The 26,588-nt window shown below is 61.5% G+C and carries 20 protein-coding genes and 2 tRNA genes; 8 read left to right on the forward strand and 14 right to left on the reverse strand.

From position 1 onward, the window contains the following. Positions 1-368: 368 nt before the first annotated feature. The 6 genes from JF290_RS17870 to JF290_RS17895 all read right to left on the reverse strand — a co-directional run bounded on the left by JF290_RS17870 (position 369) and on the right by JF290_RS17895 (position 9,159). Positions 369-3,311 (reverse strand): DUF3427 domain-containing protein, encoded by a 2,943-nt coding sequence (locus JF290_RS17870; RefSeq protein WP_233155521.1) that lies wholly within the window; start codon positions 3,309-3,311, stop codon positions 369-371. Between the two features lie 366 nt (positions 3,312-3,677). Further along, entirely contained in the window at positions 3,678-3,920 is a 243-nt protein-coding gene (locus JF290_RS17875; protein ID WP_199026268.1) for a hypothetical protein, read from the reverse strand. Further along, positions 3,917-4,330: a hypothetical protein gene (locus JF290_RS17880; RefSeq protein ID WP_199026269.1), complete on the reverse strand. Its 414-nt coding sequence runs from the start codon at positions 4,328-4,330 to the stop codon at positions 3,917-3,919. The genes JF290_RS17875 and JF290_RS17880 overlap by 4 nt, the downstream gene beginning before the upstream one ends. Then, positions 4,327-6,135, reverse strand: coding sequence for an SNF2-related protein (locus tag JF290_RS17885; RefSeq protein ID WP_199026270.1), 1,809 nt, complete (start codon positions 6,133-6,135; stop codon positions 4,327-4,329). Before JF290_RS17885 ends, JF290_RS17880 begins: the two co-directional genes overlap by 4 nt. 121 nt (positions 6,136-6,256) lie before the next feature. Then, positions 6,257-6,871 carry a coiled-coil domain-containing protein gene (locus tag JF290_RS17890; RefSeq protein WP_199026271.1) on the reverse strand — a complete coding sequence of 205 codons (615 nt, stop codon included), beginning with the start codon at positions 6,869-6,871 and terminating at the stop codon, positions 6,257-6,259. A gap of 59 nt (positions 6,872-6,930) precedes the next feature. Then, positions 6,931-9,159, reverse strand: a complete 2,229-nt coding sequence (locus JF290_RS17895) for a DEAD/DEAH box helicase family protein (protein ID WP_199026272.1) — start codon at positions 9,157-9,159, stop codon at positions 6,931-6,933. 212 nt (positions 9,160-9,371) lie between these two features. On the opposite strand from JF290_RS17895, the gene JF290_RS17900 reads away from it, so the two are divergent. From JF290_RS17900 to JF290_RS17910, 3 genes are all read left to right on the forward strand, one after another. Continuing rightward, positions 9,372-9,740 (forward strand): helix-turn-helix domain-containing protein, encoded by a 369-nt coding sequence (locus JF290_RS17900; protein WP_199026273.1) that lies wholly within the window; start codon positions 9,372-9,374, stop codon positions 9,738-9,740. Positions 9,741-10,008: 268 nt separating this feature from the next. After that, positions 10,009-11,931 carry a site-specific integrase gene (locus JF290_RS17905; protein WP_233155523.1) on the forward strand — a complete coding sequence of 641 codons (1,923 nt, stop codon included), beginning with the start codon at positions 10,009-10,011 and terminating at the stop codon, positions 11,929-11,931. 1 nt (position 11,932) lies between these two features. Further along, entirely contained in the window at positions 11,933-13,315 is a 1,383-nt protein-coding gene (locus JF290_RS17910; RefSeq protein WP_199026275.1) for a hypothetical protein, read from the forward strand. 140 nt (positions 13,316-13,455) lie between these two features. Here JF290_RS17910 and JF290_RS17915 read toward each other — a convergent pair whose 3' ends face one another. After that, the gene (locus tag JF290_RS17915) at positions 13,456-13,890 is read right to left on the reverse strand and encodes a hypothetical protein (protein WP_199026276.1); all 435 of its coding nucleotides are present in this window, start codon (positions 13,888-13,890) and stop codon (positions 13,456-13,458) included. A 138-nt stretch (positions 13,891-14,028) separates the two neighbouring features. On the opposite strand from JF290_RS17915, the gene JF290_RS17920 reads away from it, so the two are divergent. Then, entirely contained in the window at positions 14,029-14,337 is a 309-nt protein-coding gene (locus JF290_RS17920) for a hypothetical protein (RefSeq protein WP_199026277.1), read from the forward strand. 171 nt (positions 14,338-14,508) lie between these two features. After that, the gene (locus JF290_RS17925; RefSeq protein WP_199026278.1) at positions 14,509-15,045 is read left to right on the forward strand and encodes an RNA 2'-phosphotransferase; all 537 of its coding nucleotides are present in this window, start codon (positions 14,509-14,511) and stop codon (positions 15,043-15,045) included. Between the two features lie 65 nt (positions 15,046-15,110). Here the strand turns inward: JF290_RS17925 and JF290_RS17930 are convergent, their stop codons facing one another. The 3 genes from JF290_RS17930 to JF290_RS17940 all read right to left on the reverse strand — a co-directional run bounded on the left by JF290_RS17930 (position 15,111) and on the right by JF290_RS17940 (position 18,616). Continuing rightward, a complete protein-coding gene (locus JF290_RS17930) occupies positions 15,111-17,486 on the reverse strand; it encodes a DUF6538 domain-containing protein (RefSeq protein WP_328701290.1) in 2,376 nt (791 codons plus the stop codon). Between the two features lie 60 nt (positions 17,487-17,546). Then, positions 17,547-17,621: transfer RNA gene (locus JF290_RS17935), tRNA-Asn, on the reverse strand. A 65-nt stretch (positions 17,622-17,686) separates the two neighbouring features. Beyond that, complete coding sequence (locus JF290_RS17940; RefSeq protein ID WP_199026280.1) at positions 17,687-18,616, reverse strand: MBL fold metallo-hydrolase; 930 nt, start codon at positions 18,614-18,616, stop codon at positions 17,687-17,689. 40 nt (positions 18,617-18,656) lie between these two features. Between JF290_RS17940 and JF290_RS17945 the strand changes: the two genes are divergently transcribed. Beyond that, the gene (locus JF290_RS17945; RefSeq protein ID WP_199026281.1) at positions 18,657-19,976 is read left to right on the forward strand and encodes an ATP-binding protein; all 1,320 of its coding nucleotides are present in this window, start codon (positions 18,657-18,659) and stop codon (positions 19,974-19,976) included. 15 nt (positions 19,977-19,991) lie between these two features. Here JF290_RS17945 and JF290_RS17950 read toward each other — a convergent pair whose 3' ends face one another. From JF290_RS17950 to JF290_RS17965, 4 genes are all read right to left on the reverse strand, one after another. Then, a complete protein-coding gene (locus tag JF290_RS17950; protein WP_199026282.1) occupies positions 19,992-20,786 on the reverse strand; it encodes a lytic murein transglycosylase in 795 nt (264 codons plus the stop codon). Between the two features lie 211 nt (positions 20,787-20,997). Beyond that, a complete protein-coding gene (locus tag JF290_RS17955; protein ID WP_199026283.1) occupies positions 20,998-22,206 on the reverse strand; it encodes a choice-of-anchor F family protein in 1,209 nt (402 codons plus the stop codon). 267 nt (positions 22,207-22,473) lie between these two features. Then, entirely contained in the window at positions 22,474-23,880 is a 1,407-nt protein-coding gene (gene glnA / locus JF290_RS17960) for a type I glutamate--ammonia ligase (protein ID WP_199026284.1), read from the reverse strand. 35 nt (positions 23,881-23,915) lie between these two features. Further along, on the reverse strand, positions 23,916-24,254 hold the full coding sequence (locus JF290_RS17965) for a P-II family nitrogen regulator (protein ID WP_199026285.1): 339 nt from the start codon (positions 24,252-24,254) through the stop codon (positions 23,916-23,918). Between the two features lie 168 nt (positions 24,255-24,422). Between JF290_RS17965 and JF290_RS17970 the strand changes: the two genes are divergently transcribed. After that, entirely contained in the window at positions 24,423-25,973 is a 1,551-nt protein-coding gene (locus JF290_RS17970; protein ID WP_199026286.1) for an NAD(P)H-hydrate dehydratase, read from the forward strand. Between the two features lie 77 nt (positions 25,974-26,050). Continuing rightward, positions 26,051-26,135 (forward strand) — tRNA-Leu (locus tag JF290_RS17975). Positions 26,136-26,588 lie beyond the last annotated feature (453 nt).

Below are 26,588 nucleotides of genomic sequence, written 5' to 3' on the forward strand. Positions count from 1 at the left end.
GGCCCACAACGCCCCCGCCGCCTCCACCGGACCTCATCCCGTTCACGATCTGGAAAGATAGGTAAACACGCCTCGCGTCTCGCAGGGCCGAAGGCGATGGTCGGAACCAAGCCGCATGATCTCGTGCCAGTGCCGCATTGCCCGTTATGCGCTTACCAACGCCAAGCGCTCCCTGCTCCACCTCGCAGAGGTGTCTCGTAAATCTTTGATCTACTGGGGAGTTATGGCTCCGGCGGTAGGGGCAGGTGCCAGTCAGCAAACACCTCTGAAATCAAAGGAAAATTTCCTCCGAGTCCGGATCGAATCCGGCGGTGTGCTAACAGATGTGCCGTAACCTGTGCACCCCGTCAATAGGTGCACAAAAAGCTTCAGCCGATCCCGAAGGCACGGTGCAGCTCCGCCGGAACCGGCTCGGGCAATTCCCATTCGATTGTGATCGGCCTTTCACCTTCCCAGTTCACGAAACGCGGCTTGCCGAGATAGGTGAAGGGGGCCGCGGTCTTGCCGCGTAGTTTCGAGCTGCGCACGAACAGATGGACCTCCTTGTTCGGAAGTTCTCGGGAGAGGATGCGGCCACGCTCGCTATTCTGTTTCGTGCTGGTCTGACTCTGCCATTGCATCCGTCGGTCCGACAGGAAGTGGTCTTCGTAATGATTGCCCTGCGCCAGGCTGCCCTTGTTCAGTGTCGTCAGCAGCACCAGGCCGGTGCGGGTCTTCACGATACCGGAGTTCCAACTGCCCGGATTGAACGTCTCTCCGAAGAGTGGCGGGATGTCTTCGCGCATGTATTCGTGCCATATTGCAGGCGCGCCGAATGGCTGTGCGGCCTCGTCGATCTCCTGCCGGCGCGGGCCAGCGTCTGAGGCGGAAACGATGCGCCATGTGGCGAGTTCGTCGACGGCGGCCGAGACGACGGGGCCGGTCTCGCCGCGGACGGCCAGCTTACCCTTATGCTCGACGACGAATGGCGTCATGAGCCAGTGGCTCGTGGCTTCTTCGAAGTCGTCTCGAGTTATGGGTTGGGCCTGACTGGACGCAGGTATGGCGGCAGTGATTGCCGCGTGCAGGCTCTGCCGGGAAACCGAGCCTCCAGCGATAAGTGACGACATCAGCGCGGGCCCAGCGGGACAAGGCAGAGCCGGACGCTCGAGGGCCCGCATGAGCCCGGCTTGTCCCAGGACTGAAGCCGGCACCTCGTCGCCCATATCCCGAACGAACTCAAACCAGCCACCGTGGCCGGTCCGGGCAGGCGAGAAGCCGGCCTGCGCGAATTCCAGCGCTGTGGGTCGGCGCCCATGGCGCAGGAGGTGGACCCTATACCAGGCTTCTGCTTCGTCCTGCGCTCCGGTGGTGGCAAGCATAGAGCGCAGAAAGTCGAGCGCCTTTAGGTCGTAGGTGATCTCGCAGCCCTCGGGAAGATCGAGTTCACCGGCAACCAGTAGGTCCAGACGCTGCGACAGTGCCCGATCCCCGTCGCCTGCCGAAAGCAGCGCGCGCGCCTTGGTTAGGAAGGTCCGGTGATTGCCGATGTAGTCGATGACGCGCAGCACCTTGCCCTCGATGCGGCGCAACCCTCGCCCCAGTTGCTGAAGGAAAAGGATGGCGCTTTCCGTGGGCCTCAACATTAGGACGGTGCCGATCTGCGGAACATCCACGCCTTCGTTGAACATGTCCACGGCGAAGAGGATGTCGAGTTCACCTGCCCCGAGCGCCTCCAAAGAAGAGGTGCGCGGGGCGGAGCCTTCGCCCGAATGGACTGCGACCGACCTCAGACCGGCGTTTCGGAAGAATTCCGCCATGAACTCCGCGTGACGACGCGAGACGCAAAATCCAATCGCTGGTCCGTCTCCATGACGCCACAACTGCTCCAGGGCGTTCTGCGCCCGCGCCTGCGTTGCGACTGCCGTCGTCAAGGCCTCCTCATCGAAACGCGTGCTTCGCCACGGAATCTGCGCGTAGTCGATGTCATCCGGCACGCCGAAATAGCGGAAGGGCGACAGGAACCCGCGCGAGATGCCCTCGGCGAGATCGCATCGATAGACAAGGGTGTCGTCGCAGAGTGCCAGCAGGTCGGCGCCGTCTGTCCGGTCAGGCGTCGCTGTCAGTCCCAGCAGGAACCGGGGACGGAAGTGTTCGATGAGCCGACGATAGGTGGCGGCGGAGGCGTGATGAAATTCGTCCACAACGATATAGTCGAAAGCCTCCGGGTCGAAGCGACGAAGATGGTCGGTCTTGCCGAGGGTCTGGATCGAGGCGAACAGGATTTCTCCCTCGTCCTTCGCGGAACCCGAGTAAAGTCCGAACCGCGCCTCGGGCCGGATGCGTCGGAAGGTGGTCATGGCTTGGGTCAGTATTTCCTCGCGATGCGCCACGAACAGCACCCGCTCGAAATCGGTTGCGTCGAAGGCCGAAAGCCAGGTCTTTCCGAGACCCGTCGCCAGAACGACGAGCCCGGCACGTTTGCCATCCGCCCTTGCACGCGCCAGCGCGGCAAGAGCCTCACACTGGATTTCATGTGGTGCCGCTGTCGGTAGGGGGATGTCATCTTTCGCGATTGCCTGAGCCATTTGAGGCAGCGGCTGGCGCCGCCGTCTCGCGGAATAGGCATCGATCCAGGCCTGGGTGAGCGGCTTCACGTTGGGGGAGCGCAACAGCTCTTCGAAGGCGTGTTCGACCGGTTCCCAGTCTTTCTCGCCCGAGACACTTAGGTTCCACTCGACACCATGGATCAACGCGGTCCGCGTTAGGTTCGAACTGCCGACAATGGCCGTTCCGCCGTTGCCAGCCGCCCGAAAAAGCCAGGCCTTGGGATGGAAGCTGCCTCCCGCAGTTTCAAAGACATGTCCCGAAACATCGCCGGGGAGATCACAGAGCCGCCGCAGTGCGGCCGGTTCGCTGACGTCAAGATAATCTCCGACGACCAGCCGCAACCGTCCGCCTCGATCGAGCAGGTCGCGGAAATAGGGCTCAAGCATGACCAGGCCGCTCTCCAAGACGAAGGCCACCGCGAGATCCACCGATCGGGAACGGTCGATATGATCTACCAGCTGATCAAAGAAAGCTGGCCCGCCACCCGTATAGAGAGCCGATGGCGGTTCTTGGTGGCCGATGGAAAGCACGAGGTGACCGAAGGGCGCTTCCACAGTGATCTGCGTCCCGACCGTCATATGCGGCCCGAGGGCGCCAAGCATCGCTATCTGCTCTGAAAAGTCGAGGTCGGCCCAGCTTGCGACATGCCGAGGGGCCGCAACCGAGCTGACGGCAACCCGCAGGCCATCGCATATTTCACAGGATTGGGAGACTTCGCTCATGCCGTCCGGGAGTTACAAACATGCGGACGTTATTGCTGGCCCGGGCGATTGACCAGGCCACTCGAGCCACCATCCAACGAATTTTTTAATTGGCGGCGTGGGCAACCGCCATCTTTACATTCGAACATCTCCCTCGCGAAGAATGTCGCGCCATTTATTGAGGAGCTTTTGGGAATCGTGACCTCCTTATGGAGGAAAAATCATACCCTACAGTCGAATATTAAGATGGCCAACCTTCCTCTATTCGATTGAATAGATTTCAAGTCTGCTGCTTTGGTCCTTGAAGTCCCGACTATGGAAGGTGCACTGCATGAGCTTCTTCGATGGCCCGACCGATCAAAATCGTCGACGTTGTCTTCATTGGTGTTACGATAAGGTCGCCTGTCTCGGCGACGTTGATGAATTGGTTGATCTGCGCTGCAAATTCTTCAGGGCATTTAGCTTCGCATTGCGGTGGACGTCCGCCAGAACCTCAAGAATCGTGTCCCGGTCCTTCCGGTCGAAGATGTTTTGTCGGATGCCGAAATCGACTGACAGAATGATGTCATCTTGCGCCGGTCGCTCGGCCTCACCATATTTTCCGGGGCGAAAAAGCCAGAGACGCGTCATGCGACCACCTGCTCGAGGATCGATCTCGCCTCCTCAATACGGCGGATGCTCAGCTTCGTGATCGGACGGGTGTTGAATACTTCGAAAGGCTTCAAGTTGCTGTTCGCGCCGTCGCGTCCCTTGCGGACCGGATCGGGCACCGCATCCACCCATCCGTCGGATTTCCAGACCTTTTCGGTGATCTCCACACCTTCCGGCAGGCTTGCCGGGACGGACATGCGCGTCAGCCAGAGATTCACGACGCCGACATGGCCGGACTCAAGGCCGATCGGACGTCCTTTTGATCGTGTCCGCCAAACCTTGAGATGAACCTGACGGCTCGTCGTCTTCTTCGGCGGCACCGGTTGGATGTCAGGATGCGTCTGGAGCCAATGTTCGATGAAGTTCTTCAGGTCAGCGATCTCGCTCATGCGGATTCTCTCAATTGCCGCGCCTCTGCCAGTCGCTGTCGATCTTCACCCTCGAACAGTTTGAACTTCTGTTCGAGCAACTGGTGAATACGCGCCTCGGCGTGGTTCTTGCGGTTGAGGAAATTGATGACGGTGACGTCGATTTTCTGGCCATAGCGGTGGCAGCGACCGATGCGCTGCTCGACCCGTTGCGGGTTCCAGGGGAGGTCGTAGTTGATCAGGAGCGAGCAGAATTGGAGGTTGATGCCCTCGGCGCCGGATTCCGTCGCGATCAGGATCTTGCGATCGTTGCGGAAGGCCTCGACGACGGCCGCTTTCATGTCTGCGGTCTTCGAGCCCGACACGACATCCGTCCCCCGATGCTTCTCGAGCCAGGCCTTGTAGAGCGCGTTACTGTCCTTGTCCGAGTTTGAACCGTTCATGACGACGGTCTCGCCCTCGAACCCGTTCTGCTCCAGTAGCTCCCGAAGGTAGGTCTGGGTGCGCACGGACTCGGTGAAGATCACCGCCTTGCGCTGCCCGCCCTTGTTGGTGATCTCGTCCAGCACGTTGGGAAGGCACTCGAGCAGCGCCTTGCCCTTGGCGTTGTCGGAGATCGACCTGGCGAGGTCGCGGTATTCGGTCAGCTTCCTGATCTCGGCTTCGAGCTTTACGGGATCGACGCGTTCTGCATCCTCGTTGCCATCATCCTCGACGGCGTCCGCCTCTGAGCCCGCCCCGGCTTCGCGCCACTCTTCGGCATGTTCGCTGAACCCATCCAGGTCATCGAGAGTGTCATCGTCGACAACGCGCTTCGCCTCCAGACGCCGGATCATCTTTTCGAGCGTCTGTGTCACCGCGAAGGAAGACGATCCCAGGATCTTGCGCAGCATCAGCGTGACGAGGTGTCGACCGTACTGCCCAAGGGCAATGGTGTCCGGGTCCTGAAGATAGGCGGACACCTTGTCGTATAGTTCCGTCTCAAGGCGATCAGGCGTGAAATCGAAGGTTTTTGGGAGACGGTTCGTGTAGTTGATCAGGCCTGCGCGCTGCACCTGGCGTCGCAGGGTGCGCTTGCAAATCGGCTCGAGGCGTTTCGCCAAGAGTGCCTGCGAGGCACCGCCCTCGCGCCCGCCGAACTCGCTTCTAAACGCCTGCTCAGATCCGAAATAAGTATCATCGATGAGGCTGATGAGGCCGAAGAGCTCCATTAGATTGTTCTGCAAGGGTGTCGCGGTCAGGAGAAGCTTCTGACGGCCTGCCAGAGCTTTCCTGAGCACCGAGGCCCGAGAGTTTTCAGTCGCCTTGTAGACGTTCCTGAGTTTGTGCGCCTCGTCGAAGACCACCAGGTCCCAAGGAACGTGTCGAAGAGTGTCCGACAGCCGCGCCCCATATTCATAGGACATGATGATCACGGCATCATCTCGCCCTACAGGGTTGGGCTTGCCTTCCTTCTCGATGTCCTTGATCCGCTTCGCATCCAGGATCACCGACGGCAGTGAGAATTTTTCGTGCAGCTCCGCGGCCCACTGCTTTCGAAGCGATGCCGGCACTATGAGAAGGATTTTTCGCTGCCTTTCCCACCAGCGCTGACTGATCACCAGCGCAGCCTCGATTGTCTTTCCAAGGCCGACTTCGTCCGCCAGCAGGACGCCTTTCGACAGGGGCGAACGCAGGGCGAAGCTGGCCGCGTCGACCTGATGAGGGTTCAGATCGACTTTGGCCGACGACAGGGACTGCGTAAGGGCGTCAGAATCTGAAATTCCCTCCGATGTCAGGTAGTTGGCGAAGAACTTCGCTTGAAAATCAGAGTATTCTCGGCCCAAGTTTACTGCTCCAGTTTTTTGGGCAGATCAGACAGCTTTCTCTGTAAATGGTCAACTGGTCACTTCACTTCGCAAGACGTTGGCGTAGCATGATTTTACACTGATACCGACGCCATCTACGTCATCGATTACGTGCTGTGGGGAAGGCGTTCTCTCCCAAGGTCTCTTTCATCATCGCGAGCATTCGTGTCCGGAAGTCCTCTTCGTGCTCGAGCTCAGCGATCCGCTCTTTCAGTGCGCGGATCTCAGTTGTTGCAAGCCCGAGTTGCTCTTTGGGTTTGTGATTGTCTTGCTCGAGCTGTTCAATGTCAGCATCTTTTCGGTCAAGCCGAGAAAGAAGGCTCCGTATTTGCTCGCGCTGGTTGCCCAGGTCCACGTTCTGCTCTGTCAACTTCCTGCCTGCCAAAGCACGCAGCTTTTCGTGCTGTTCGCCGATGTGTCCGAGAACAGCTGACTCGACCAACGAGCCGATTTTCTTTACTGCGTTCAAGGTTTCAGACGGCAACGCGGAAATCAGCAGAGCCAGCCGCTGCTGCTCGCGCTCCTCGACCAGTCTTTGAACCTCCTTGTCGAGGCTTTGGGCATTGATACCGCCGGCAACGCCGAGATCGTCACACATCGCTTTCTTGACGGTGTCTCCAGTCGGCACTTCACCGTTGCGCTCGACGATCTCTATGCCCTCAATCACCTGGGTCTCAGTGTATTTCGGCGGGCGGCCGGTTCTCTTGTTTGTCATGGTCTTTCCTTGCGGGGTTTCGCAAAGTCTTTGCGAAAGAGGGTTTGTGAAAAGCGCGGTCAAGACCGCTGAAAAGTAGATTGGTCCGTTCGCCGAGGCCGGAAGGAGTTTCTTGCCCCGCCAGGCGATTTTGGTGTGAAATCCGGCCAGAGAATTCTGGCCATATCGAGCGGCGCGCCCTGATCGTCGAGGATGATCGCGGGCACGGTCTGCCCCCCCTGGGGCCTCTTGAGCCGGACAGGCGTAATACTCCAGCCGTTGGCGGCCGCGACACGTCGGCAGAGCGACACCATGTGCGATGTCGATCGTCCCCGGCGGAACCCCTTAGCACTCGGTTCGGTCTCGAAGTCTATCGGAAGATCGGCACATAGTCCGGCGGCCGAGAGCCTGGCTCCGCGCACGGGGCGGCCCATCGTGGCGCGCAAAGCTTTTTCCATCCGGATGAATCCGAGCCAGTCTGGCTCGTGCTCCAGCTCCAACTCCAGCGCTCGGAAAGTGCACAGACGCGTGACCGGAAACTCCGGCAGCGGCAGATTGCTCAGGATGACCACCCGTTTGTCGCGGTTCGGAGAGACAAGCCGCAGTCGGGCGATGGCCTGTAGGGTGGCGCACTCGCGAGACTGAGCAAGGATCGCCTGGGCGCGCCGGTCCGGATGCGCATGGCGGGTGCCATCTCGAAGAGATCCGTCTGCCATCAGAATTCCGGCACTTATTGCAGGCAGCGGTCCAGCAACGTGCGCGGCGATTGGCTGAGCGTCCTTCGAAAACACGGCGCGCGCCAATCTCTCGACGTCGCTGACACCGGGCTGGAGGCGACCTACGATGACGATGGTTGCAAAATCCTCGTAGTCGTTGACGCCTTGCGTCCTCGGTCCGAACCAGCGCGGCTCTGCTCCGAGGAGCGGTCTTCTGAGTGCCTCCTCTTCGGTCCCGGCCGCAGAGTTTCCGACATCCGCATGCAAAGCCCGGAGAACGGATGTTGTGGCCACGACAAGGACACCACCGTCTGCTGCCTTTTCGACTTCCCGCCGGATGATCGTCAGAACCTTAGCGCGCCGCTCTGCACCCTCTTGCTGATGAAGCAGCCAGCTGTTCGATAGGGTCAGGTCCGATACCTGAACGATATCCGCGATCGGCGGCGATTGGATTGAGACGAATGCCGCCCTCGGAGCGACGCGTGCGGTGATGTCCGGGTCGGCGTCTGCGTCGAGAAGAAGCAGTGCGGCTTCGCGACTGACAACACCAAAATCGGATGACTGGATCTCAAGCCGCGAGCCTTGCTCCGTCTTGGCTTCGGACAGTCTCAGACCGACGCAATGGCCAGTTTCACTTTCGGCCAAGCGCTTGAGGATCTGTTGCCGCTGCCGCGACGCGATGAACGATCTGGTGTCGAAGGTCTGGAGGCAGAAATCCAAAGTCTTGGGGCATTGCCACGGACCGATTTCAAGGTAGCTCCGCGATTGCTCCTCCGCTTTCACGAGGCTCTCCAACTGTTCGGTGTCGATGCCCGATTTTCGCAGATGTTCGTGCAAGGGCAGGCCGCGTTGCAGACCATCAACGATTGCGGCCCTGGTTCGAGAGAGGGCATCGAGCAGACCTTCGGGGAAAGACTTCGGTGGCGCCCGCATGAAATCGTCTATCGAGAGATTCGACCTGCGGATCAATGTGGGCCAGACTTTCTCGTCGACTACGCGAAGAGCCGTCTCGCAAGTGCGATCAATGGGAGCATCGACGCCGAGGTAGGCGTAAGCAAGGAACACGACATGGGGACCTGGCACGTCCTTCTGCTCGAGATAAGGACATCCGGAAGCGCAGGCCGATTGAATGAAATTCCCATCCGGGTCCTGTCCACGACAGAGTGCTTGCGTGACGGAAGGAACGAAGCCGGAAATCTCATTTGCGAGTTCGGAATGTTCGCACATCGTCTTCTTGCCGTCGTCCGGGCGCAGAGCGCTGCGTCCGCGGATAACGCGGGATGGCAGCCCGGGCGCGAGCTTTCTAAAATCAGCACAGGCCCGTTCCGCAAGGTCGAGCGTCGGCACGTAAATCATCACATGCCCTCGACCCAGAAGGGCCTCCCCATAACGCGCGATAACACGCAGCGCTGTCGCGGTTTTTCCGAGGCCTGCCGTGACCTTCAAGGCCAAGGCGGCGTCGGGCATCGCTGTCGCCTCGGCTACCGCCTTAACGAATGCCTCGATTTCCTGCTCGAGGAGTTCTCTGGCTTCAGACGGCGCCAGCCAATGAGGGATTGGGGCCGCCGCCTCGATCTGTTCTTCATGCTTCATCTGCATCCTCCGTTTTGGAGGAACTGGGCGCAGGTGTTGTCACGAAAAAACGCCCGCAATCACGACGGCGTGATCTGTGTCGCAGTAGCAAAGGTGTCGCGCCTCAATTGATATTCCTAATTGACGCATGACACCTTTGGTCGTGCTCCCAACATTTCAGAGGCACCCTTGCGGGGCCTATTTACTTCTCAGACCAGCTTGAGGAGAAAAAAATGCTGTCTGTTGAGGAAGTTGCCAAGCATTACGGCCTGCGTCCCGACACGGTCCGGCGCAAGATCCGGACCGGTGATATCGAGGCGATCCGCATCGGTCGGGTCTTCCGCCTTACATGGCCGGATGTGTGGGCCTGCGAGGACGGACCGATGCCGAAACGCGCGCGGATCACCCGCTATCAGGATGACATGCTGTGCAAAAAGCGGATTGCCGGGGCACTCCGCGTCAGCGTGCGCACCGTGGAGCGGTGGATTGATGAGGGGATGCCCACGCGCCGCGTTTTCGGCGCCGTGCGCTGCAACCCTCATGACGTAACCGACTGGCTGAAGCTGAGGGGCGTCGATCTCCCGACGGGATGGTGGACGTGACCTCGCCTCTCTGTCGCACAGATGGGACAAGGATCATCCCGACACGAGCGGGACGACCCCGGCTGTCGCACAATCGTCCCCAAACATAAATCGGCGTCATGTTTGGGGGCGATCCTGCGAAACGCGGGAAAATAACGACGCACTGTGCGAAACGCCCCGCCGGGCGCGATCTCCTGAAGGGACCAATTCCGGTCCATGTATCGACCCCTGCCAGCCGCCTTTCTCATTGAAGGCGGCCCGCCGGGTCCCGAACCTGGAGATCGAAGATATGAAGCACGAAAGAACACTAACCAATACCGCGAGCGCGACGTTCACCGACTTTCTGGAATGGTCGAAGGAGACCGGCCAGGGCCGAGATACGATCTACGAGATCGAAAAGGTTGCCGCACGGCTCGACATGACCGATGAGGAACTGGAACTGATCCCGGCGGAACTAAGCTATTTCGAAAAGGTCATCGCTACGTCACCCTACGGCGCGGTCTCGCGGTCGAAAAACCTCGAAACTGCCCGCAACCGTGGCAATTCGCGTGTTCGCAATGCCCTCAAACGGTTTCTCGCGGCCCGCGGGCAGCAGACGCAGGACGCTATCATCCGCGCCAGTTACGACCGGGCGATCGGCTTCATCGTCGACAACGAAGGCTTCGTCGATCGCGGGGCTCTTTTTACCACGAACACACACCGACCGTTTCTGCTGGTCAGAGCGCGAGCGCAGGTCGGCCTGTCTGATTTTGACCAGACCGAGTTCAGTCGACTCTGGCACGACGCCACGCCAGATGGCCGCAAGTCGCTCAGGAATTTTGCGCAACGGGTTGGCGAGCTTCGGCGGGGCCATAACCGCTGGCCGGGGCTCGCGGACCAGTTGCCGTGTCAGGACTTCGTTGTGCCGGTCACGTCAGATCGAGCCCGTCGCATTCTGTGGAAATCACTGCCGGTATCCTTCCGTGCGGATGCCGAGGAGGTGTTTCGCCAGACTCTGCGCCAACCTGCCGACCTGAAAACCTGGGCAAGAGAGCAGCTGCGCCTCGGTCGGCCCGCGGTCGAAATCGACAAGGAGATCGCGGAGCGTGCCGGTAAGAAGAAGCGTTCACCGCAAAACATCGATTCCGCTCTCAACGGCTATCGCCAGGCCACGACCTGGCTGTTGCGCGAAAGCTACGCGTCCGAGGCCGGGTTCGCTGGGCTCACAACACTGCGCGACCTGTTCACGGTCGACGCGCTGGAGGCGGCCTGCGACGCGCAGATTGCGCGGAGCTCGGCCTCCGTCACGCTCAAGGATTCCGCCGAGAGTTCTACGCTCTGGTCGAGATTTACCAACCTGACGACGATCGCGCGCCACGGCCTGCGTGATCCGGAGGTCCTTTCGCGGATCGGTCTCGTGCGCATGTTTTATTCGGACTACGTCCTTTCGCCCACAGAGATGACTGCGGACGCGGAGGCAATCTGCGACCGGCTGCGCAAGTCGCCGCATCTTGCGGCTGCATTCGTGAACGCTCCGGCCCGCCTTGACGCCATCGCCACCGAGACTTTGAATACAGCAACGACCGGATTCGCAATGGAGCGCGGATTGCGGCTCTCCGCTTGCGCGGCCAGCTATGCCGTGCAGGTCAGCCGGGCGCTGCGGCCCGCCAACCTGTTCATGACCCGCCGCAAGGCTACACCTGGATGCCCTCGGAATCTCACCTGGATCGTTGATAGGGAGCATGCCGAGATCCGGTTTTCGGGCGGAGAGGTCAAGAATGGCCAGACTGTGATCGTCAACGTGCACGGTGAGGACGCCCGCATTCTCTGGGACTGGGACCGAGTTCATCGCCCGGCACTTATGAAGATGCGGGGCATCGAGTCGTCGCCCTATCTCTTCCCGGGCACTGCCAGTCCACGGCTGCGCAAGTCGGCGCTGAATTTGCCGAGCGGATGCATGTCCGTCGCGTCGATCATGGAGCTGTGGGACCTCGGGGACCGACAGCTCGGCCTCGGCCTGACGCCGCATCAATGCCGCCACGCACTCGCGACGCTGATGCTCGCCGTAAGACCGGGCGATTTCGCAGGTGTCGCTTCCGTTCTCGCCAACACCGAACAAGTCGCGCGGCGCCACTACGGCAAGGACAGCGGTGAGGCGGCGGCCGTGGCCGTGCGCGAGTCTCTGCTCGCGCAGCACCCCGATATCTTTGCGCGCATGCAACGGAGGACATGATATGAAGGCCGATCTCTCTGTGGTTCTCAAGGATGCGCCGGCGGCCGTGCGGCGGGCGATGACAGAGGACGCGCAGGATCTCGCGCCAGGCGCGGCGCAGGTCATGGGGCGGTTCTGGTCGGCTGTGCGTGCGGGCAAGGGTAACCTGTCGATGCCTCCGGCGGATGCTTACCGCTCGGCCGCCGCATCGGAGTCGACGTTTCGGTGTCTAATGCGCACTATGGCGGCATACGCGCCGCACGTGTCCACCGCGCCGGCGAAGCTCGTCAGCGACGAATGGTATGCCCGGCGAAAGAAACCGCCGGCGAAGGCGGCCTCGAAGCCGGTTAAGCCCGTCGGAGCAAACTGGCCTGCATCCTGGCGGCGGATGAAACCGAAACTCGATGCCGCGCCAATATCGGTCAGCACACGGGAGCGCTACTTCGCCAACATTGACCGGTGCGCCGCGGTTGTCACTGAGGGCTTGGCTTCGGACACGCACGGATTCATCGCAGCCTGCGAGTTGGCGGACGCGTTTCTATTCCATGCCGACGAAAGCCTACGCGTGAAGCCTGTGACGGCCGCGAATTACATCTATGGTCTGATTGCTCTTGGCGTCAGGGGTGGCGTGGCGGAAGAGAGCTTGACCGCCATGCGGGTCATCTGGCGAGAACTACAGGATCAAGCCGCGCTTGATGAAAAGAACAAGTATGAGCGGCTGTCGGCCTTGATGGAGCGAGGAGGCTATGCCCATGTGGCGGACAGGATCGGTGAACTCAGAACGCGCGCTCAAGATCTGCCGGCACACAGCGCAGCCGGGCGACGCTCTATGCAACAAGCTGTCGTGTGTGCCGTCATCCTCAACAAGCCGCCGCGCAAAGGCGATCTCGTATCGTGGCGGTTCGGCGAAGAACTCATCCGTGACATCGATGGGACCTGGCGCGCCGAGTGGGAGCAAGAAAAGACAGGAGGCGAGACGGAAACAGGTGGGATGTGGCCGGAGATCTGTGACATCCTCGATGAGTGGATTCTCGGCGGCCGTCCCGATCGCCTCGTTCACATGCGTTACAACGAACTCGTCGGGCGGAACTGGCTGTCGCACGATGACACGACGCCCTATCGCAACCTTCCAACCGAGTTGACCAAGGCCGCGATCGGAGTGCCGTCCCACGATCTGAGAACGCTGGCCGCGGATTACATGCGACGTCATGATCCAGCTCACGCCGCTGACATCATAGCCACGCACCTTGGGCATGCCGACCGAAAGTCGACCGCGCCCTATCGCGCCGAGTGTGATGGGGCGGCGGGCCAGGCGATCTGGCAAGGGGTGCGTTCGATCATTTCGAAACAGACTGGAAAACCGAGCAGCAAGCGCAGGAAGCGGGTGCATACGCTCAGGCCGTAGCGCCGCCATTCCTGATGGTCGGCAGCACGCTCGGAGCAAATGGAAGAACGGGATCGGTTCTATCTCTCGCGGCCGTCTTTGTGAGGCCGCAAGAGATGGGCCGATCTCAAAAGGGAAGAAAAGGATTATAATTCATATAGTTACATGCATCCGGATACCATCGCTTGACCCGCGCATGACGCGGAAACCATCCGGAGACCAACATGAAGCTCGATCCGAAATCCGCCTTCGCCCCCGATCTCGTTCAGAACGTCCCTTCCGATCCGCTCCTCAGCTTCGTTTCCGCGCGACATGAAGCGCTGTGGAGTGCCGCTCGTCTGCTCGGCGGTAGCCACTCCGCTCGGCTCGTCGACCGATGCGCGCAAGCTCTCCGCGACGACCGGTGCGTGACACGGCGGACAAGGATTATGCTCGGGCAGATCCTCGCGGTCTTGTCGCTCGACCATGTCGACGACCCAGACTTGCCATACATGGGTTACTTTGCGGCGATCGATCCCGGCGACCCGGTTGTTGATGAGATCTGCCTCCTCACAGACGAACTCCGCGGGGTCCTCGAAGGCGCGGACATAGATCATCCGCGGACTCCGCACCTCCGGTCCGTCGCGTAGCTCTGCGCTTCGGCCGACACCGCCGGTTTCTCCTGCCGGCGGTGCTTGACGACCCGAGAACATCGATCAGCCGTAGTGGCTGGCTCTCGCGGTCAGGAGACCAAGATGAACAAGCCCATCAATAGCGACGGCTTTCACTTCGCCGCCCTCGAGGCCAGGGACTTTATCCGGACCCACGGAAACGGTCTCTCCGAGATCATGTTTGCCCTCGCGGGCGATCACGGTCTGGACCTGTTCTGCGCCGCCGATCGCGCGCTTGATGCGTCGCCGCCGGACTTCCGACAGGTCTCGGCGTTCGTGCACGAGATCCACGATTTGCTGGCGTCGTGCGGCACACCGGAGGATCGCTACGCCAATGCACTCCGTTGGCACGGAGCCCGGATGGCGGACCTCGCTCGGAGATTGCCCAGCTGAACATCACAATCCGGTTTCCGATACCGGACCCAGTCACGGATGCGGACGAACCGGTCTGTCGGGCGGGTGTGCCGCCCGACACAAGTCCACCCGCGTCTTCCTTTACCTTTCGCCCGGACTGGGCTTGGCGAGCCGCGTGCGCGCCGACCCCGTTATCAGGAGACCCTCCGCATGCCGAACCAAAGCAGATTTCTCGCGCTCATTCTCCGGCACCGACCAGAAACGATCGATCTCGAACTGGACACAAATGGCTGGGTGCGGATCGATGACCTGCTCAAAGCCATGAGGCGGTATGGTCGACCGATGTCCCGCGCCGAGCTCGAGAGGGTCGTCTCGGCAGATCGGAAGGGGCGGTTCACGCTGTCTGCCGACGCGACACGCATCCGCGCGGCGCAAGGTCATTCAATCGAGTTGGACCTCGGCCTCCCGCCGTCAATTCCTCCGGATACCCTTTATCATGGCACCGCCAGACACCACCTGAATGCGATTTTCGGACGAGGACTTCACCCAGCGCGGCGGCAGTTTGTTCATCTCAGCCGCGATTTCGAGGCGGCCAGGTCAGTTGGGTCCCGACACGGCAAGGCAGTGGTCCTGTCCGTGGATTGCGCCGCGATGAACGCGCAGGGACATGTCTTTTTCCGCGCCGACAACGGTGTCTGGATGACCGCGACGGTGCCCGCGCGGTTCATAGGCTTCGCGCCGAACTGAGCGGAACGTTGGTTGTCCGCTTCAGGCACCGGAACTGCATTGTCGCGGGCTACCTGCGGCCTCCATCATGCCACGACCCGGAGGCCATGTTCCTGCGCGCGCGCCTTCACGGCTGCTGACGGATCTTCGAACGGCCTCCTGACCTTGGAGACATCGACAACGACGGATTCCAGACGCCTGGCCAGCTTTTCGGTCTTGAGATTCTGCCCGTAGGACTGGTCGCCCTCGTCGGTGCGGGTATGCCCCATGAGGCGACAGCGGATGGCATCGGACTTGTCGTCGCCGAGCAGGTCGTGGTGGAACGTCGTGCGCAAGGCGTGAAAATCCAGTCCGGGCCAGTAGCACTCGTTGGTCTTGCGGTAGTAGGCGAAGGTCTTGCTGAAATTCGCCGAGAAGGTTCCCTTCTGCTTGCCGCGATTGAGGAACGGGAAGAGCCGAATGTGGCAAGCTTTTTTCCGTAGCTCGACCAGTTTCAGCAGCCCGAGCTCGACCAGTTGCGGGTGGACCGGAAGCGTCCGGGCACTGCTCAGGGTCTTTACGCCGTTCACGATGGTGTGCTGGATCGTCAGTGTGGGGATGCCCTTGTCGGTCCCGAAATCATCCGGCCCAAGCTGAAGGATTTCTTCCATCCGCATCCCCTGGTGCCGAGCGATGAGTGGTGCCCAGAACAGCGGCTCCCCGATATCCTCAAGGGGCTCCTGAAAAATGCGAGATCCCAAGAGCTTGTAGATGCGATCGTCCCAAGCTTGACGTTTACGTCCCCCCTCGCGCTTTTTCAGTTTTTTCTCCTCATCATTGGTCCAGCAGCAGATTGCAAAGGGATTGCGATCAATAAGCTGCATATCCATCAACATCTTGCCGACATTCCCCAAGACACGTCCGTGATTGATGTAGGTTGTCACCGAGATCCGAGGTTTGGTATTCACCAAGCGCATCTTGTCGATCTCCTCCGCGGTGGCTCCCCTCGCTTTGGCAGCCTCGATGTCCCTTTCAAGTCGGGCTTCCTCCGCATCGGCTCTTTCGATGAGTTCGATCAGCGTATACTCGCCGCGATCCCTTTCCGAGCGGCCGTGATTTGCTGGAACGCCCCAAAGGAGGTTGAGGGCATCATTGACGTCGTCGACGGTAATTTCGTCGATAGGGTCATCTCCAAAGCATGCGGGCCAGAACGCTCTCGCGAGGCGATACTTGCCGACATAATTTTCAGGGAGCCGTTCCTCTGTTGTCTCCGCATTCGGTTTCGTTACCTTTTGCCGTTTCTGGTAATCCGTAAACGGAGGCCGATAACCAAGGCTCACGAGCTCGAAATAGAGCTCGATCGCCTCCGGCACCGTGATGCCGCGCTTTTTCTTGAGTGCGGCTCGGGAAGCCTCAGATAGGAGTTTCTGATCGATAAGGATACGCGGCGGGCGAGCGGCAATCCGCGCCGCCTGCCAGCTTTCGTCGGTATAACCTTCCGGGCGGTCAAACCCATCCGGCACGACGATTTGGGTCAATAAGGTTGAATTCAGAAACGTAGACGTGCAGGCAGACGGCCTGCTACTGGACGCCTCACTTTGCGTTTCGGGTGTCTCAGGGATGGGGTCGGGCAGCGTAGCAAAGGCAACTCCCGCATCGGGCATGTTCGAGGCAGGCATTACATGGGCGGACATCGGCGTGGCCGGGACGGCTACACTCGTTGCGAAGGCAGCCGGTGCAATCGCGCTTTGCGCCGGAGTGTCGAGTTGCGGCACTGCTGGCGCTGACGCTGTGCTGACCGCGCGGCGGAAGAACACGGTCGGCTGGTCATAATGGCCTTGCTGGCGACGGGCACGCTCCAGGCTCACGTCGAGCAGGACCTTGGTCGCCTCGTAGGCCAGCGCAGCCCAATCCTCGTCGGCTTCATCGATCTCAATCCCGAGTTGCCCCGCGACATGACGCAACGGATGTCGCGCGACCTCCCGGTTGCCCAGATGAAGAGCCTGGCGCAGGGTTGCCTGGAGCGCCTCCTCACGTCGCAGACCGAGGGCGGCCTCCTCCGCGCTGCGGGGGCCGGCAACGGCGCGGGCGCGCTCGAAGGCCTCGATCTCGAAGCGAGCGAGGCTTTCCAGCATCCAGACCTGTGTTTCGGGCGCAATCGCCATGATCATCTCCGCATCCGCGGCGAAGACCAGGTCGCTCATCTCGGTGAGGCGGCGGGCCAGGATCTTCGCGTTGGCCGGGACATGGGTGCGAAGCGAAAAACAGAGGAACGACTTTTTCGATGGGGTGCAGTTGGTCTCTTCCGGATCGTCTCGGGAGGCGCCGCCCCGGTCCCGTAGGGACCGGGGTAGCCGTCTGCGCCAGTAGTAGCCGTTTCGGCGGATTTCGAGATGGGGCGGCAAGCTCCGATTCCGGGGCATGGGAATGCCCTCCTGTGCACACGTTGTGCACCGCCGTGTGCACCGGTTTGTGCACCTCATCGGGCGAACTCCGATTCCGGATCTCGGAAAACCTTTAATTTCAGTAGCTTGCTGGGGTTTTGGCTCCGGCGGTAGGGATCGAACCTACGACCAATTGATTAACAGTCAACTGCTCTACCGCTGAGCTACGCCGGAACGGTGACGGGGCTATAGCAATCTGGATTTGTGGCGTCCAGAGGGTATTGGCGCAACGGGGTGAATTATTTTGAGGATGCGTCACGCAAGCGGAAACGTGCGGTTGCAGACATAGGCGTTTCGGCAGCGACGCGTGATTTTCCTGACAGGTCAATGAGATGCGCGAAGACATTGCGCTCCGCGGCGGGGATGAGCGCGGGTGGCGTGTCATGATAGATCCGCTCCGCCAGTGCGCGGGCGGTGGCGGGGCCGGCGGCAAGCGCTGCGAGGATCTCGGATTCGCGCATCATGCGGTGGGCGATCAGCCAGTCCAGCCGTCCGGACGGATCCGTCACCGGGGCTCCGTGGCCGGGATGAAACACGCGCCAGGTGCGGGCGCGCAGCCGGTGGCAGGAGGCCATGAAATCGGTCAGGTCGCCATCCGGCGGAGAGACCAGCGAACTGGCCCACCCCATCACGTGATCGGCCGTGAAACAGGCGTCCTTCCAGCCCAGAGCGATGTGGTTGCCAAGGTGACCCGGCGTGTGCAGCACCTCGAGCGCCCAGCCGTCGCCTTCGATGATCTCGCCATCCTCCAGGGCGCGATGCGGGCGAAATGCGTGGTCGATGCCCTCGCCACCTTCCTGCATCCCCGACTTGGCCAGCCCCTGCATGATCGCGCTGCGGCCGGCCCGGGCGTCGCCGAAGGCGAGGATGGGGGCCCCCGTGCGCTCGCTGAGGTCGGCGGCAAGCGGCGAATGGTCGAGATGGCTGTGCGTGACCACGACGTGGGTGATTGCCTGACCGGGTTCGACAGCGGCAAGGATCGCCTCGAGATGCGCGGCGTCGTTGGGTCCCGGGTCGATCACGCAGAGCCCTCTCGTACCCAGCAGGTATGTGTTGGTGCCACGGTAGGTCATCGGCGACGGATTGGGCGCGAGAATGCGGCGCAGCCCCGGTTCGAGTTCGATGGCGAGGCCGGTGGGCGGATTGAAATCGTCTGGTGGCGGTGTCATCGCTCTTTCTCTTGCTGGGGCGGGGAGCTAGGTTCGGCACATGTCGTTCGCATGGCTCAAGAAATACCTGCCGCGGGGGTTGTACGGCCGCGCTGCCCTGATCTTGATCGTTCCGGTCGTCAGTGTGCAACTGGTTGTTTCGGTTGTATTTATCCAGCGCCATCTGGAGGACATCACCGGGCAGATGTCAATGACGCTGGTGCGGGAACTGGACGTCATCGCGGAACGGGCCCGCACGGCCGGAACGCGGCAGGAGGCGCTGGACCGGATGGAGCCGTTCCTGTCGGCCTTCGAGATGGATGTGCGCTTCGTGCCGCTGGAGGCGGTGCCCGACGATGACTACATCCGCTGGTACGACTATTCGGCACGGGTGGTGCGGCGCACTGTTCGGCGCGCGATGCCCGAGACGCTGGCGACAGTGTTTCCCGACAACCGCTTGATACTCCTTTATTTCCAATCCCCCATCGGCCCGGTCGAGGTGGGCGTCAATCGGCGACGGGTGACCGCCGCCGCGCCGCACCAGTTGATCGTGACCATGGTCTTCTTTGGCGGATTGATGACCGTCATCGCGTTTCTCTACCTGCGCAACCAGTTGCGCCCGATCACCCGGCTGGCCGATGCAGCGCAGGCTTTCGGGCGCGGGCGCATGGTGCCCTACAGCCCGTCTGGCGCGACCGAGGTGCGAGCTGCGGGCGGGGCATTTCTGGACATGCGCTCGCGGATCGAACGGCAGATGGAACAGCGGACGATGATGCTCTCCGGGGTGAGTCACGATCTGCGCACGCCGCTGACGCGCCTGAAACTGGGGCTGTCGATGATCGACGAGGAGGAGGCCGAGCCGCTGCTGCGCGACGTTGCCGAGATGCAAAGACTGTTGGATGCGTTTCTCGACTTCTCTCGCGGTGCGGCGGAAGGTGAACCCGAGCCGACCGACCCGGTCCACCTGGTAGAGCAGATCGTCGCGGATGCACAGCGGGCGGGTACGCCGGTCAGTCTGGGTGCCTGCGAAGGCGCGGGCGAGGTTCCACTGAGAGAGATGGCGATCCGTCGTGCGCTGGAGAACCTGATCGGCAACGCCGTGCGCTATGGCTCGCGCGCGGTGGCCTCGGTCGTCGTGACGGAACGGTCATTGCGGTTCCGGGTCGAGGATGACGGTCCGGGCATACCGGCAGAATTGCGCGCCGAGGCGATCAAGCCGTTTTCGCGACTCGACCCTGCCCGCAACCAGGACAGGGGCAGCGGTGTGGGTCTGGGACTGGCCATCGTGGCCGATGTGGCCCGGGCTCATGGCGGTGTCCTGCGGCTGTCGGAAAGCGCGTCGCTGGGTGGGCTCTGCGCTGATATCGTGATTGCCCGTTAGACCAGATTGCGCCGGTCAGCCGTCGATGCGGGCTGCCATGATCGCGATTGCCTTCTGATAGACCCCGGCGGCATTCCATTGCTGGATCACAGCGAAATTCGGCTCGCCCACCTGATAGCCGCGCCCCGGTTTCCACCCATTCTGGCGGAGGAAGTTGGCGGTGGAGGCCAGCGCGTCGGTGATGTTGTAGAAATCGACCCTGCCATCGCCGGTCGCGTCCACCCCATAGACAAGCGCGTTGCCGGGGAGAAACTGTGTGTGACCGAGCTCGCCATGCCTGGCGCCCAGCGTGCCACTGGTCAGAGTGCCTTGGTCGACCAGTTTCAATGCGCCGATGGCGTGGGGCCTGAAGAAATCCGAGCGGCGGCAATCATACGCCAAGGTGGTGATCGCAGAGACGACCTGACTGTCGCCCATGAATCCTCCAAAGGCGGTTTCCATGCCGTGAATTGCGATGAGGATGCCCGCGGGCACACCGTACTGCCGTTCGAGCGCGGCATAGAAATCGGGGTTACGCGCCTTACGCTTGCGGCCCTGGGCGACGATCGTGTCGGCGCCGCGCACCTGCATGAACTTGTCCAGAGAGTAGCGAAAGGATTTCTGGTTGCGGTCCGCGGCGATGGTGCGGGTCGCGTATTGCGCCTGCGACAGCGCTTGCAGGCCGGCCGTTCCGACGCCTGCGCGCCGCGCTTCCTGGGCGAAATCCGTTTTCCAGGTTTCGAACCCGGCGCCGGTATTGCCGCAGGTCGCCGCCTCGAGCCCGACGGGCAGCGAGAGCATCGCGACGAAGGCGAGACGAAACAGGGACATGGCATACTCCACGAAGAGATCGGAACGAACAGGTCAATGCTAACCGGATATCGTGCAATTTCCACAACAATGACTGCGATCCGGTAAATCGGCCCCGTGAAAGCGGCCGCAGGAGTGCAGCAAAAAAAGAAGCCGGCCCTAAAAAAGGGCCGGCATGATGGTCATGGTGTGACTGCACCGGAGGTGCGACGGTGGTGACCTTTTGGACGCCTCAGGCTTTCCGCGATGCGCGCCGGCGACGGGCAAAGCCCAGAGCGCCCAGACCCACCAGCAGCAGCGGCGCGGCGGCGGGCAGCGGGACGGCGGCCGGGTTTGTGTCGACCCGCAGGGTGAAAGACGAACCCGTGAAGTTCGATCCGAGCGCGATCGCGTAGTTGAGGTTCAGGTTGGCCAGATCCTCGATCGAGTCCTGTTCAAGCATGACGCCCTTCAGAAACTCTTCAATGTCCGCGATGTCGTCATAGGCATAGGTTTCCCAAAGGCTCTCATCGAGGGAATAGACATCCTTTGCGCTGAGCGTCCCCATCACACCGTCAAGACTGTCGTCGATTCCGCGGCGCACTTCCCAGCCGAGACCGTTGTCCCAAGCCATGACGAGGGGATCGGAGACGCCATCGAAATCCCACAGCAGCCCGTCCGGTGCCATCGACTGGTCGAGCCAGTCGCCGAAGATCGCGCCATAGCGGCCATAGAAACCGTCGCTGGTCAGCGTATCCTCGTTGGGGCTGTTCAAGTCGAATCCCGAGCGGTCGGCGGTGTCGAAGAATCCGCCCAGCGTGAAATTGGGGTTCGGATTGGGCTGCTCCGTGCTGCCGAACAGACCGAAGGGAAACTGCGAGAACGCGGCTTCATTGTTCGGACCCAGTTCGACGCTACTGGAGAAGGCAAGCCCGTCGCCATCGGTCGATGCCTGAAAGCCCGAGCCGACGCCCGTGCCAAGTTGCACCGAGAAGCTTTCGAGCTTCTGGCCCGACAGGTTCACGATCCGGTGGAACACTTGGTAGAGCGAGTCACTATCGGTGGTGGTGACATCGAAGACCAAGTCCACTGGCCCGGTATCCGTCAGTTGCTGCTTGAACCGCTTGCCACTCTGAAAGCCGCTGTTGCACTCTGCTGTGCTCGACGCAAGGATGCAGCCGTCGAACGTCCCCTGACCGGTCGTGTATCCTGTATTGGACACGCGCAAGCCGGGGTCGCCGGCCTCGGGTGCTGCATAATAGATCTGTCCGTTGGTGGCGGCATTCGCGTCGGGCAACGTGCGATCATAGACGACGCTGGCGTCGGTGGCGGTCCCGCTGACCGGACCGCCAAGCACGACGTTGTCCGTATTCCATCCGCTGATGGTCGCCGCGTGGGCGGCCATCGGTGCTGTCGCGGCAATCGCCAACGCGGCTGCCGAGAGTTTCCCCAAGTTCTTCATATTCCCTCCAAAACTCAAACACTGTGACCGGTTTCACCCCCAAGTGGCCATCACACACGACCACGAACTGATCATTTTCCGATCAACACATTCGGAAGATTGCATAAACAATTTTCGAGATCAAATGATATTCTAGCTTTCGCATGTAATTTCGGTGCAATGCGGCGATATGACCGAACCCGCTGCCGACCGCGAAAAAAACAGGCGCCCGCGAAGGGCGCCTGTCGACAGGGTTCGGCGCGGGAGTGGCCCGCACGAAGGACCGGATCAGCAGCTGTAGTACATGCCGAATTCGACCGGGTGTGGCGTGTGCTCGTACTTGTGCACCTCTTCCATCTTCAGTTCGATATAGCCTTCGATCTGCGCCTTGGTGAAGACGTCGCCCTGCAGCAGGAAGTCGTGGTCCTTGGCCAGCGCCTCCATCGCCTCGCGCAGGCTGCCGCAAACGGTCGGGATGCCTTCCAGCTCCTCGGCGGGCAGGTCATAGAGGTTCTTGTCCATCGCTTCGCCCGGATCGATCTTGTTCTTGATCCCGTCGAGCCCGGCCATCAGCAGGGCGGCGAAACACAGGTACGGGTTCGCGGCCGGATCGGGGAAGCGGGCCTCGACACGCTTGGCCTTGGGGCTTTCTGTCCACGGGATCCGCACACAGCCAGAGCGGTTGCGGGCGGAGTAGGCACGCAGAACCGGGGCCTCGAAGCCGGGGATCAGGCGCTTGTAGCTGTTGGTCGACGGGTTGGTGAAGGCGTTCAGCGTCTTGGCATGCTTGAGAATGCCACCGATGAAATACAGCGCTTCCTGCGACAGGTCGGCGTATTTGTCACCGGCAAAGAGCGGCTTGCCGTCCTTCCAGATCGACATGTTCACATGCATGCCCGACCCGTTGTCGCCATAGATCGGCTTGGGCATGAAGGTGGCCGATTTGCCATAGGCATGCGCGACGTTGTGGATGACGTATTTGTACTTCTGCAGCTCGTCCGCCTGCTCGGTCAGGGTGCCGAAGATCAGGCCCAGCTCGTGCTGGCACGAGGCGACCTCGTGGTGGTGCTTGTCCACCTTCATGCCGAGTCGCTTCATGGTCGACAGCATTTCGCTGCGCAGGTCCTGGGCTTCATCGGTCGGGTTGACCGGGAAATAGCCGCCCTTCAGGCCCGGGCGGTGACCCATGTTGCCCATCTCGTATTCGGTGTCGGTGTTCCAGGACGCGTCGGTGGCGTCGACCTCGTAGGAGACCTTGTTGATCGAGTTGCTGAAGCGCACGTCGTCGAACAGGAAGAACTCCGCCTCGGGGCCGAAATAGGCCACGTCGCCGATGCCCGACGCCTTGAGATACGCCTCGGCCTTCTCGGCGGTGCCGCGCGGGTCGCGCTCATAGGCTTCGCCGGTGTCGGGCTCGACGACCGAGCAATGCAGGCAGAGCGTCTTCTCGGCATAGAACGGGTCGATATAGGCGCTGTCCGTGTCGGGCATGAGCTTCATGTCCGAAGCCTCGATGGATTTCCAGCCGGCGATCGACGACCCGTCGAACATGAAGCCTTCTTCGAGGAAGTCTTCGTCAACCAGGTCGGCCACGACCGTCACGTGCTGAAGCTTGCCCCGCGGATCGGTGAAACGGATATCGACATACTCGACATCCTCGTCCTTGATGGTCTTGAGAATTGCGTCCTTGCTCATTCCCTTTGGTCCTTTCCTAGAAATTGGTAGTATTTTCAGAGCGCGTCCGAGCCGGTCTCGCCGGTGCGGATGCGGATCGTCTGTTCTACGCTGCTGACGAAGATCTTGCCGTCACCGATCTTGTCGGTCTTGGCCGCGTCGACGATGGCCTCGATCGCGCCGTCGACCTGGTCGTCGTCCAGCACGACTTCGATCTTCACCTTGGGCAGGAAATCCACGACATATTCCGCCCCGCGATAGAGCTCGGTGTGGCCCTTCTGGCGACCGAACCCCTTGACCTCGATCACCGAGAGGCCCTGCACGCCGACGTCCTGAAGAGCTTCCTTCACCTCGTCCAGCTTGAACGGTTTGATGATCGCTTCGATCTTTTTCATGGGGCCCTCCTGAGCGATTGCTTGAGCCGGGTGAGACCATTTCTCCGTGTTGTCTACAATCGGTTCCGGTGGCAGGGTTCGCACAGGCCGAAGGGAAATCCCGGTCGCGCCCACATTTCGGGCAATGTGCACAATTTTCGGGCGGAATTGAATCGCCGAGGGGTTTGTATGGGTGACTTGTTGAGCGCCGCGCAGATGAAAGAGATCGAAACGGCCGAGATCTCCTCGGGCGCGGTGACCGGTCTGGAGTTGATGGAGCGCGCCGGCGCGGGCGTGGTCGAGGCGATCTGCGCGTGTTTTCCGGATCTGGCCGAGGGCGCGCACAGCGCGGTCGTGCTGGCGGGGCCGGGCAACAATGGCGGCGACGGCTTCGTCATCGCGCGGCTTCTGACGGAGCGAGGCTGGCGCGTGAGCGTGCATTTCCTGGGCGACGCGGATCGCCTGCCGCCGGATGCCAAGACCAACCATGATCGCTGGGGCAGGATCGGCGCTTGCCTCCCGCTGTCCGATCGCAGCCCCGGCACGGTCCGGTCGATGCCCGACCTTGTGGTGGACGCGCTGTTCGGGACCGGGCTGACCAGGCCGCTCGAGGGCGATGCGGCCTTCGTGCTGGACAATCTCGACATGCTGGGGACCGAGTTCGGGCTGCGCAGCGTCGCGGTCGATATCCCGTCGGGCATCTGTGCCGACAGCGGCAAGGCGCTCGGCTGCTGCCCACGGGTGGATCTGACCGTCAGTTTCCATGCCGAAAAGCTCGGCCACCGGCTGGGCGAGGCGGAGCGGCACTCGCGGCGGGTCGTGGTCAAGGATATCGGGCTGCCGCGCGACGAGCAGGCGGGGCCGCACCCCGAGCGGGTGCAACTGGTCGGGCCGCCTGATCCCTTGCGCCTCGCCAAGCCGGGGGCGGGACAGAAGTATACCCACGGACATGCACTGATCCTGAGCGGCGGAGCGGGCCGCACAGGGGCTGCGCGGCTCGCTGCGCGCGCAGCTTTGCGGGTGGGCGCGGGACTGGTCACTCTGGGCGTGCCTCCGGCCGCGTTCGCCGAGGTCGCGAACCAGATTACCGCGTTGATGGTGTTGAAGATTTCGGATGCGGACGAGCTGGGCGAACTGCTGTGGGACACACGTCTGAACGCGCTGTGCCTGGGGCCTGGGTTGGGCCTGACCGAGCGGGCGCAGGCGTTGATCGGGACGGTGCTGGCGCTGAAGCGGGCAGTGGTGCTGGATGCGGATGCGCTGACCCTGTTCAAGGACAGGCCCGCCGATCTGTTCGAGATGTTGCATGCGGGCGCGGTGCTGACCCCCCATGGCGGCGAGTTCGCGCGGCTGTTCCCGGACCTTGCGAAGAAGCTGGCCGCCGAACCGCTTTCGGGACCGGCTTACTCCAAGGTCGACGCGGTGCGCGCGGCCGCGAAGCGGGCCGGCTGTGTTGTGCTGCTGAAGGGGCCGGATACGGTGATTGCGGCCCCTGACGGGCGCTGTTCGGTGCATTCGGCGCAGTTCGACCGGTCTGCCCCGTGGCTGGCGACGGCGGGGTCGGGTGACGTGCTGGCCGGGCTCATCACCGGCTTGATGGCGCGCGGGTTAGACCCGCTTTCCGCTTGTGAAACAGGGGCTTGGCTGCACACGGAAAGCGCGTTGCAATTTGGCCCCGGCCTGATCGCCGAGGACCTGCCGGAGCACCTGCCGGCGGTGCTGCGCGGCTGCGGGCTCTAGCCGCCCCCGCGCGGCATATTCCCCTCGCATCGGTCGCAAAGCTTTGCTAATCAGCAGCGCATCGCGATGGCGAACGTGCGGGTGTGGCGGAATTGGTAGACGCACCAGATTTAGGTTCTGGCGCCGCAAGGCGTGGGGGTTCAAGTCCCTTCACCCGCACCAGCCCTCGAATTATTCTTGAGAACAGTAGACCATTTTGCCACTCGTCTTTCAGGCTGCGTTCTGGAACAAGGACTCGTGGCCATAAGACGGCAGTTGCGGCGAGGGTGATCACGGACAGGAAGACCTCTAGGCATGTGTCACATCTGGTCGCTACGCGCCGCCAGCCCCTGAGCCCTCCGAAAATGATCTTGATCCGGTTGCGTGGTTGAATTCCTGCGTTGAGGAAATTGGTGGTCGTCTTGCGTTGGTATCGACTTGGTAATCGGACGCATATCCCGTTGTCTTTCGCCCAAAGCAGTCGGTCGACGTCTGGGGAGCGGTTGAGCAGAACTCACGCGCCAATGTACCAAAGTAGACGGTTTCCCGACCAAGAGCGACGAATAGTGTGAGTGGTCGGCGACGGTTGTCGGAGATAGCGCGCCGTTTGATCCTTGTTGGGACGTTGCTGAGCAA

The sequence above is a fragment of the Sedimentitalea arenosa genome (genome assembly GCF_016428585.1).
Taxonomy (GTDB): domain Bacteria; phylum Pseudomonadota; class Alphaproteobacteria; order Rhodobacterales; family Rhodobacteraceae; genus Sedimentitalea; species Sedimentitalea arenosa.

Excerpts from the sequence above, each read along its gene's own strand:
- JF290_RS17950 (WP_199026282.1), bottom strand. The coding sequence starts at position 20,786 with ATGTCCCTGTTTCGTCTCGCCTTCGTCGCGATGCTCTCGCTGCCCGTC.
- JF290_RS17900 (WP_199026273.1), top strand. The coding sequence starts at position 9,372 with ATGCTGTCTGTTGAGGAAGTTGCCAAGCATTACGGCCTGCGTCCCGAC.
- JF290_RS17920 (WP_199026277.1), top strand. The coding sequence starts at position 14,029 with ATGAACAAGCCCATCAATAGCGACGGCTTTCACTTCGCCGCCCTCGAG.
- JF290_RS17890 (WP_199026271.1), bottom strand. The coding sequence starts at position 6,871 with ATGACAAACAAGAGAACCGGCCGCCCGCCGAAATACACTGAGACCCAG.
- JF290_RS17945 (WP_199026281.1), top strand. The coding sequence starts at position 18,657 with ATGTCGTTCGCATGGCTCAAGAAATACCTGCCGCGGGGGTTGTACGGC.
- JF290_RS17880 (WP_199026269.1), bottom strand. The coding sequence starts at position 4,330 with ATGAGCGAGATCGCTGACCTGAAGAACTTCATCGAACATTGGCTCCAG.
- JF290_RS17870 (WP_233155521.1), bottom strand. The coding sequence starts at position 3,311 with ATGAGCGAAGTCTCCCAATCCTGTGAAATATGCGATGGCCTGCGGGTT.
- JF290_RS17930 (WP_328701290.1), bottom strand. The coding sequence starts at position 17,486 with ATGAGGTGCACAAACCGGTGCACACGGCGGTGCACAACGTGTGCACAG.
- JF290_RS17955 (WP_199026283.1), bottom strand. The coding sequence starts at position 22,206 with ATGAAGAACTTGGGGAAACTCTCGGCAGCCGCGTTGGCGATTGCCGCG.
- JF290_RS17895 (WP_199026272.1), bottom strand. The coding sequence starts at position 9,159 with ATGAAGCATGAAGAACAGATCGAGGCGGCGGCCCCAATCCCTCATTGG.
- JF290_RS17905 (WP_233155523.1), top strand. The coding sequence starts at position 10,009 with ATGAAGCACGAAAGAACACTAACCAATACCGCGAGCGCGACGTTCACC.
- JF290_RS17915 (WP_199026276.1), bottom strand. The coding sequence starts at position 13,890 with ATGATCTATGTCCGCGCCTTCGAGGACCCCGCGGAGTTCGTCTGTGAG.
- glnA (WP_199026284.1), bottom strand. The coding sequence starts at position 23,880 with ATGAGCAAGGACGCAATTCTCAAGACCATCAAGGACGAGGATGTCGAG.
- JF290_RS17910 (WP_199026275.1), top strand. The coding sequence starts at position 11,933 with ATGAAGGCCGATCTCTCTGTGGTTCTCAAGGATGCGCCGGCGGCCGTG.
- JF290_RS17940 (WP_199026280.1), bottom strand. The coding sequence starts at position 18,616 with ATGACACCGCCACCAGACGATTTCAATCCGCCCACCGGCCTCGCCATC.
- JF290_RS17875 (WP_199026268.1), bottom strand. The coding sequence starts at position 3,920 with ATGACGCGTCTCTGGCTTTTTCGCCCCGGAAAATATGGTGAGGCCGAG.
- JF290_RS17925 (WP_199026278.1), top strand. The coding sequence starts at position 14,509 with ATGCCGAACCAAAGCAGATTTCTCGCGCTCATTCTCCGGCACCGACCA.
- JF290_RS17970 (WP_199026286.1), top strand. The coding sequence starts at position 24,423 with ATGGGTGACTTGTTGAGCGCCGCGCAGATGAAAGAGATCGAAACGGCC.
- JF290_RS17965 (WP_199026285.1), bottom strand. The coding sequence starts at position 24,254 with ATGAAAAAGATCGAAGCGATCATCAAACCGTTCAAGCTGGACGAGGTG.